Source organism: Azotobacter armeniacus, from assembly GCF_054779355.1.
The window spans coordinates 1-7,015 of record NZ_BAAGYK010000080.1; the positions used below are offsets into that span (position 1 = coordinate 1).

The following is a 7,015-nucleotide window of genomic DNA, read 5'->3' on the forward strand; positions in this document are numbered from 1 at the left end:
ATGAGCTGGCTGGCCAAAACCCCGGAGCGGGTAGTTGCCTATTTCCAGCATGCGTCGGTGCGTTATGCCACTTAGATTGGGTATTTGATTGCCGGGTTAATAAATTCGTAATAAACCGCACATAATCTTGACCAGACAGATTTGAAAGCCGTAAATTTGCGTAAATTTACAACAAAGCAATCAAGGTACGCATGACGGCCCGCATTGCCCGCAGAGTCCGCACGCAACGCCAGCCAGACGAACCTGGCTCGATCGCGACTGAGCCCGCACCACGGCCAGTATCGCGGTCCCGCATCCTCTCCCGGCACGCCTGCCCGCAAGCATCGGGCTCGCAGCCCACCGGCAAGACCTTCTATCGAATCCCAAGGCGCCCGGCCTGCCGGGCCTTCCTCCCCAGCCTCAGCCTCCCCAGGAGGGTCGCAACATGACTGCTACGCCCAAACCGCTGGTACTCATCATCCTCGACGGCTTCGGTCACAGTGACAACCCCGCCCACAACGCCATCCACGCCGCCAAGACCCCGGTGCTCGACCGCCTGGGCGCCAGTTGTCCCCGCGGCCTGATTTCCGGCTCCGGCATGGACGTCGGCCTGCCCGACGGCCAGATGGGCAACTCCGAGGTCGGTCACATGAACCTCGGTGCCGGCCGCGTGCTGTACCAGGATTTCACCCGGGTCACCAAGGCCATCCAGGACGGCGAGTTCTTCGAGAATCCGGCCATCTGCGCCGCCGTCGACCGGGCAGCCGCCGCCGGCAAGGCGGTGCATATCCTCGGCCTGCTCTCCGAGGGCGGCGTGCACAGCCACCAGGACCACCTCGCCGCCATGGCCGAGCTGGCCGTGCGCCGAGGTGCGGAGAAGATCTACCTGCACGCCTTCCTCGACGGCCGCGACACACCGCCCAAAAGCGCCCAGAGCCCCATCCTGACGCTCGACGCCTGCTTCGCCCGCCTCGGCAAGGGCCGCACCGCCAGCCTGATCGGCCGCTACTTCGCCCTGGACCGCGACAACCGCTGGGATCGCATCCAGGCCGCCTACCAGCTGATCGTCGACGGCACCGCCGAATTCGCCGCCGAGAGCGCCCTGGCCGGCCTCGAGGCCGCCTATGCCCGCGGCGAGAGCGACGAGTTCGTCAAGGCCACCAGCATCGGCGAGCCGGTCAAGGTGGAAGATGGCGATGCCGTGGTGTTCATGAACTTCCGCGCCGACCGCGCCCGCGAGCTGACCCGCGCCTTCGTCGAGCCGGACTTCGACGGCTTCGCCCGCGCCCGCGTGCCACAGGCCGGCTTCGTCACCCTCACCCAGTACGCGGCGAGCATCCCGGCGCCCTGCGCCTTCGCCCCGGAAGCACTGACCAACGTGCTCGGCGAATACCTGGCCAACAACGGCAAGACCCAGTTGCGCATCGCCGAGACCGAGAAGTATGCCCACGTCACCTTCTTCCTCTCCGGCGGCCGCGAGGAACCCTTCACGGGCGAGGAACGCATCCTCATCCCCTCGCCACAGGTCGCCACCTACGACCTCAAACCGGAGATGAGCGCGCCCGAGGTCACCGACCGCCTCGTCGAGGCGATCGAGAGCCAGCGCTTCGATGTGATCGTCGCCAACTACGCCAACGGCGACATGGTCGGCCACACCGGGGTGTTCGAAGCGGCGGTCCAGGCGGTGGAGTGCCTGGACGCCTGCCTCGGACGCGTCGTCACGGCGCTGGAGAAGGTCGGCGGCGAGGCGCTGATCACCGCCGACCACGGCAACGTCGAGCAGATGGAGGACGAGACGACCGGCCAGGCGCACACCGCGCACACCTGCGAGCCGGTGCCCTTCATCTATGTCGGCCAGCGCCCGCTGCGCATCCGCGACGGCGGCGTGCTGGCCGACGTGGCACCGACGATGCTGAAGCTGCTCGGCCTGCCGCAGCCCAAGGAAATGACCGGCCAGCCGCTGGTCGAGCAGGCCTGAAGCAGCACCTGGCCGGAAGTGCTACAGCTTCATGGAGAACCGGATGGTATGTCCGGGTCCATGCCATCCAGGACGGGAGCGGCCTCGACCGCATCCCCGTCCGTGCATGCGGTGCCGCTGCCGATCCAGGCAGCGCCCACTGCACGACCCGATCACAACAAAACAACAAGTCTTCAAAGGCGAATCACCCAGATGACAAAAACAACATCGCAGCGTGCTGCTGCAGTCTGCATGCTTGCAGCCCTCCCCTTCACCGGCATGGCGGCGGAACAGACCTATCCGCTGTGGGTCGGCAGCTATACGGCCGGTCCCAGCGAGGGCATCCACGTACACAGCTTCGACAGCCAGACCGGGACCATCTCCAGCGAACCGCTGCAGGTGGTGAAAACGGAAAACCCCTCCTGGCTAGCGTTCTCGCCCGATCGCCAATATCTGTTCGCGGTCAATGAAAACGGTCCTGGTCAGCGCGACATCATCGGTCGCGTCACTTCGTTCCGCGTCGACCAGGCCAAGGGCACCCTGGAGAAAATCAACGACGTGAAATCGCTCGGCACCGAACCGGCACACCTCAGCGTCAGCACCGACGGCACGCACCTGTTCGTCTCCAACTATTCGGTGGAGGCCGATCCGGGCGGCACCCTGGTGGTGATCCCGGTGGACCGCGAAGGCCGGCTCCAGCCGGTCAGCCAGGTCAAGACCCATCGCGCCAGCCAGGCCCATCCCGAACGCCAACAATCGCCCCACGTGCATTCGGCGGTCGAATCGCCGGACGGGCGCTACGTGTTCGCCCAGGACCTCGGTGCCGACAAGATCTACATCTATCGCTACGATCCGGCGGCTCACCCGGAGCATCCGCTCAGCGCCAACAAAGAGCAGCCCTTCGTCGAGCTGCCCGAGGGCTCGGGGCCCCGTCATCTGGTGTTCGGCCCGACCGGAAAGCAGGCCTACGTGACCCTGGAGATGCAGGGGACGATCGTTGTCTTCGACTATGCCGATGGCAAGCTCACGCCCAAGCAGACCATCCCGCTGGCCGCCGAGGACTTCAAAGGCCAGAACAAGGCCGCCGCCCTGCACGTCTCGCCGGACGGCCGCTTCCTGTACGCGACCAACCGCGGCACCGCCAATCAGTTGGTGGTCTTCCAGATCGATCCGAACGACGGGCGACTCGCTGTCGTTTCACATCACCCGGTGGAGGGCGAAGAGCCGCGCGAATTTACCTTCGATCCGACCGGCCGCTTCATTCTCGTCGCCAACCAGAACAGCAATGCGATCGTCGTCATGGAACGCGATCCAGCCACCGGCAAGGCGGGAAAAATCACCCAGACCCTGCCCTTCCATTCGCCTTCCGATGTGAAGTTCACTACCAGTCCCTGAGTCGTCGCGGCCAGCTTGACTGACAGGCTGGCCACCGCTCCACTCACCCAAGACCTGTGAAACCGTGGGCCAGCAAACGAGCAACAGACAGACGCAAGCCGCCACAAGCCAAGTCATCACATGACAAAGCTCATAGCGACCAGCCGCCCCTCCGCACTTACCTGCAGCAAACGACAATCGCGCGAAATCTGCCGCCGATCGTCCGATGTGAATGCTACCGGCCCCGAGCGGACAGCCCTTTTGCACAATAACCGGGCGCCACCCACTCACTATCTTCAGCCCCCCGCGCGGCGTTGACAAAGCCTGCGGGAGCAGTCGACAATTTCGTCTTATCATACGACGACACATGACAATCCCAAAAATAATAACAATCAGAGTGGATCTCAGCCATGCCCCATCCTGCATCAAGCCCCGCCCTCGATCGTCTCCTGCTCACCGGCGCGGCCGGCGTCCTGGGGACGGTCCTGCGGGAAAGCCTGCGTCCCTACGCCCACATCCTCCGCCTGTCCGATATCGCTCCCATGGCATGGCTGCCGGACACCGGCTCGGCGCGCTCTATCGCTTCGTCGGCGGAGCCGGTGGCGCAGCGCTGGAACCCTGGCAGGGCGATCTCATCGTCCCAACGGCCTGGACTTCAGCCCCGACGAGCGGACGATGTACCTGTCCGACTCGCCCCCTCGGTGCAGGCCATCTGGGCCTTCGACTACGACGAAGACGATGGTGCCCCGCACAACCGCCGGCTGTTCGTCGACATACAGCGCCATCCTGGCCGTCCCGACGGTGGACGCAGAGCGGAGTGATCGACGGCGCCGAGAACAACCCGCCGACCATGTTCTCCCACAACCACCACAAGGCGGCCTCCTACTACAGGCTGACCGGCCACCTGATCGTTCCCGAGCTGCTGGTGATGTCCAGGCGCACCTGGAGTGCCAACGCTGGATGCGCGCGGCGAAGGCATCGAGCTGCGCCGGCAGCGGCGCGGCGACGCCGAAGCGGATGCCCGACAGCGAATCGCTCTGGCGCTCGTGCCAGACCGCCAGCACCATGGCCTGACCGCTGCCCTGCAGCTCGGGCATGGCCAGTTGGTAGTGCACCTTGTCGCGCGCCAGGCCATCGCCGGACAGCTGCCAGCCGGTTTCGTTGCGGTCCTCCAGGCGCAGCCCCTTGAACACCGGCACGTTCAGCTGCTCGAACAGCCCGGTGACCTCCTCGCGGCCCGGACGCGCCTGCACAGCCGGGACCTTCACATCCGGGTTATGGCGGGCCGCCAGCCAGGCCAGCAGAGCGGCGATGTTGTCGAGGAAGCTGTCCGCCGGCGCGACCTGGCCGAGCAGCGGTCCCAGGCGCTCCACCTCGGCACTGAACAGGCCGACGCCGAGCAGCGCCCGCCCCCTCGCCCAACCAGGCGCGCAGTGCCAGCTCGTCGAGCCCGGCGAGCTGCTTCGGAGTGCGCGCGCTGACCTGCCAATACGGATGGTGCTGCTGGAACTGCGCGACGGCGCTGGCGAATTCGGCCGCGCTGTAGCGTGAAACGATGGCGTTGAGTTGCGCCGCCGAGGCTCCGGGGACGAGCAGCCCGAGCAGCAGGCCCAAGCCAAAGCGGCGGAGGAAAAGAGAAGACATGCCCAGTCCCGGGTCGAAAGGCGGCGGGCACGCGAAACGGACGCAGCGCCGGCGGCAAGGCGCAGAACGACCAGGGCTGGCGACCGCACGGCCGCCCACCGCGGCCTGCTTCGGGAGAGCGGGCTGGTGTCGGGCTCGACCGTGAAACGGTCCTACCGTTGCGGGGACAGCGTCAGCTTGGACTGACTTCCTTCCCATTTACCCCAGATCCTGATCCGGGCACCGCACTCTCCATGTTGCCGGCCAAGGGCCGGCAGGGGCGCACCTTACGCGGCGGGTGACGGCGAGCAAGCGCAATGCCTCAAGGGGGGCAAGGAGCTGCCGGCCGGACACTGGCAAGCCGCCAGAGCCCTTGCGGATCGACCCGAGCCAATCTTGGCGCGGCCAGTCCGCTGGCGGTTTTCTGACGCCCCTGCCGCGGATTATTGGCCGTCGTGCCAGTCCCTGCCTAATCTGACTTTGCTTGGGCGCATTGCCTTGACAGGCAGCCGGCAGATTCCGAAGTGTCACCCGGAGACCGATCCGGTAGAGCCAGCCAAGGGTGGGACAACCATGAGCCGAGAATTCATGTTTAACGCTGGGTCCGGCTATCTTTCGCGGGACTCCAGCCTGCACCGCCTGACGGTCGAGCTGCTGCAGCAGGCCGATATCCGCATCGGCGGCAACCGGCCCTGGGACATGCAGCTCAAGGCCGGCGGCGTGCCCGAGCGGGTCTTCGCCCAGGGCAATCTGGGTTTGGGCGAGGCCTACATGGAGGGCGCCTGGGAAGCGGAACGACTGGATGAATTCTTCTTTCGCCTGTTGCACACCGGCATCGACCAGCAGGTGAAGCCGACACGGCTGATCTTCCATGCGCTCCGCTCACGCCTGCTCAACCTGCAGAACCACCGGCGTGCCTGGAAGGTCGGCGAGGCCCATTATGATCTCGGCAACGACTTCTACGAGGCCATGCTCGACCCGCGCATGACTTACACCTGCGGCTACTGGCGAAACGCCGACAGTCTGGCCGAGGCCCAGGAGGCCAAGCTGGAGCTGATCTGCCGCAAGCTCGGCCTGGAGCACGGCATGCGGGTGCTGGACATCGGCTGCGGCTGGGGCAGCTTCATGGGCTATGCCGCGGAGCGGCATGGCGTGCATTGCGTCGGCGTGACGGTTTCCCGGGAGCAGCAGGCCTGGGCCAGGGAGCGCTACGCCGACCTGCCCGTGGAGTTCCGCCTGCAGGACTACCGCGAGATCCAGGGACGCTTCGACCGCATCGTCAGCGTCGGCATGTTCGAACATGTCGGCCACAAGAACCACCGCCGCTTCTTCGAGGTCGCCGCCCGCTGTCTGGCCGACGACGGCCTGTTTCTCCTGCATACCATCGGCAAAAACCAGCGCCACTCGACCCCGGACCCCTGGATTGATCGCTACATATTCCCCAATGGCGACCTGCCGTCCCTCGGACAGATCGGCGATGCGCTGGATCGCCTGCTGATCCTTGAGGATCAGCACAGTTTCGGCGCGGATTATGACCGGACCCTGATGGCCTGGCATGCCAACTTCGAGGCAGCCTGGCCGCGCTTCGCCGCCGAGCTGGGGGAAAGATTCCGGCGCATGTGGCGCTACTACCTGCTGTCCTGCGCCGGCGCCTTCCGCGCCCGGAACATCCAGCTCTGGCAGTACGTGCTGTCGAAGAATGGCGTGCCCGGCGGCTACCGGCGTCCGCTCCTGTGAAGCAGAGTCATGGAGGCCCCATGGGCGACGACCACGACGACAAGCCCCTAACGCTCCGGCAGATGCTGCACAGCGTGCTGGCCGCCGCCCTCGGCGTACAGAGCGGCAAGAACCGGGCACGGGACTTCGCCCGGGGCAAACCCAGCCATTTCATCCTGCTGGGCGTGGGCTTCACCGTGCTGCTCGTGCTACTCCTGTTTGGCATGGTTAAGCTGGTGCTGCACCTGGCCCAGCCCTGAGCGCAGGGCAATCGCATGAAGGCTACCCAAGTCCGAGAAGTACAGCGCGATAGGTATCGGAGGTGGATGCAACCAGGCGGCGGGTCTTGATGCCACCCTTCTTGCC

4 protein-coding genes, 4 pseudogenes and 1 riboswitch are annotated in these 7,015 nt (G+C 65.7%); of the genes and pseudogenes, 7 read left to right on the plus strand and 1 reads right to left on the minus strand.

Annotated features, from left to right (window positions below; translation table 11 throughout):
- The first annotated feature begins 424 nt into the window (after positions 1–424).
- From gpmI to ACYVD0_RS12375, 5 genes and pseudogenes are all read left to right on the plus strand, one after another.
- Complete coding sequence (gpmI, locus tag ACYVD0_RS12355) at positions 425–1,957, plus strand: 2,3-bisphosphoglycerate-independent phosphoglycerate mutase (protein WP_460427085.1); 1,533 nt, start codon at positions 425–427, stop codon at positions 1,955–1,957.
- Positions 1,958–2,188: 231 nt separating this feature from the next.
- Positions 2,189–3,331, plus strand: coding sequence for a lactonase family protein (locus ACYVD0_RS12360; RefSeq protein ID WP_460427086.1), 1,143 nt, complete (start codon positions 2,189–2,191; stop codon positions 3,329–3,331).
- A gap of 389 nt (positions 3,332–3,720) precedes the next feature.
- A pseudogene (locus tag ACYVD0_RS12365) lies at positions 3,721–3,858 on the plus strand (NAD-dependent epimerase/dehydratase family protein); the annotation flags it as partial.
- Positions 3,858–4,113, plus strand: a pseudogene (locus ACYVD0_RS12370) (SMP-30/gluconolactonase/LRE family protein); the annotation flags it as partial. The pseudogenes ACYVD0_RS12365 and ACYVD0_RS12370, both read left to right, overlap by 1 nt.
- 5 nt (positions 4,114–4,118) lie before the next feature.
- Positions 4,119–4,259, plus strand: a pseudogene (locus ACYVD0_RS12375) (TRAP transporter substrate-binding protein); the annotation flags it as partial.
- Between the two features lie 58 nt (positions 4,260–4,317).
- On the opposite strand, the pseudogene ACYVD0_RS12380 reads toward ACYVD0_RS12375, so the two are convergent.
- Positions 4,318–5,043: pseudogene (locus tag ACYVD0_RS12380) on the minus strand (cobaltochelatase subunit CobN); the annotation flags it as partial.
- Between the two features lie 16 nt (positions 5,044–5,059).
- Positions 5,060–5,196, minus strand: a riboswitch (cobalamin riboswitch).
- Between the two features lie 310 nt (positions 5,197–5,506).
- Between ACYVD0_RS12380 and cfa the strand changes: the two are divergent.
- Positions 5,507–6,670 (plus strand): cyclopropane-fatty-acyl-phospholipid synthase, encoded by a 1,164-nt coding sequence (cfa, locus tag ACYVD0_RS12385; protein WP_460427087.1) that lies wholly within the window; start codon positions 5,507–5,509, stop codon positions 6,668–6,670.
- Positions 6,671–6,690: 20 nt separating this feature from the next.
- The gene (locus tag ACYVD0_RS12390) at positions 6,691–6,909 is read left to right on the plus strand and encodes a DUF2970 domain-containing protein (protein ID WP_460427088.1); all 219 of its coding nucleotides are present in this window, start codon (positions 6,691–6,693) and stop codon (positions 6,907–6,909) included.
- The last annotated feature ends 106 nt before the right edge of the window (positions 6,910–7,015 follow it).

Coding starts and splice junctions, on each gene's coding strand:
- gpmI (WP_460427085.1), top strand. CDS start 425: ATGACTGCTACGCCCAAACCGCTGGTACTCATCATCCTCGACGGCTTC.
- ACYVD0_RS12360 (WP_460427086.1), top strand. CDS start 2,189: ATGCTTGCAGCCCTCCCCTTCACCGGCATGGCGGCGGAACAGACCTAT.
- cfa (WP_460427087.1), top strand. CDS start 5,507: ATGAGCCGAGAATTCATGTTTAACGCTGGGTCCGGCTATCTTTCGCGG.
- ACYVD0_RS12390 (WP_460427088.1), top strand. CDS start 6,691: ATGGGCGACGACCACGACGACAAGCCCCTAACGCTCCGGCAGATGCTG.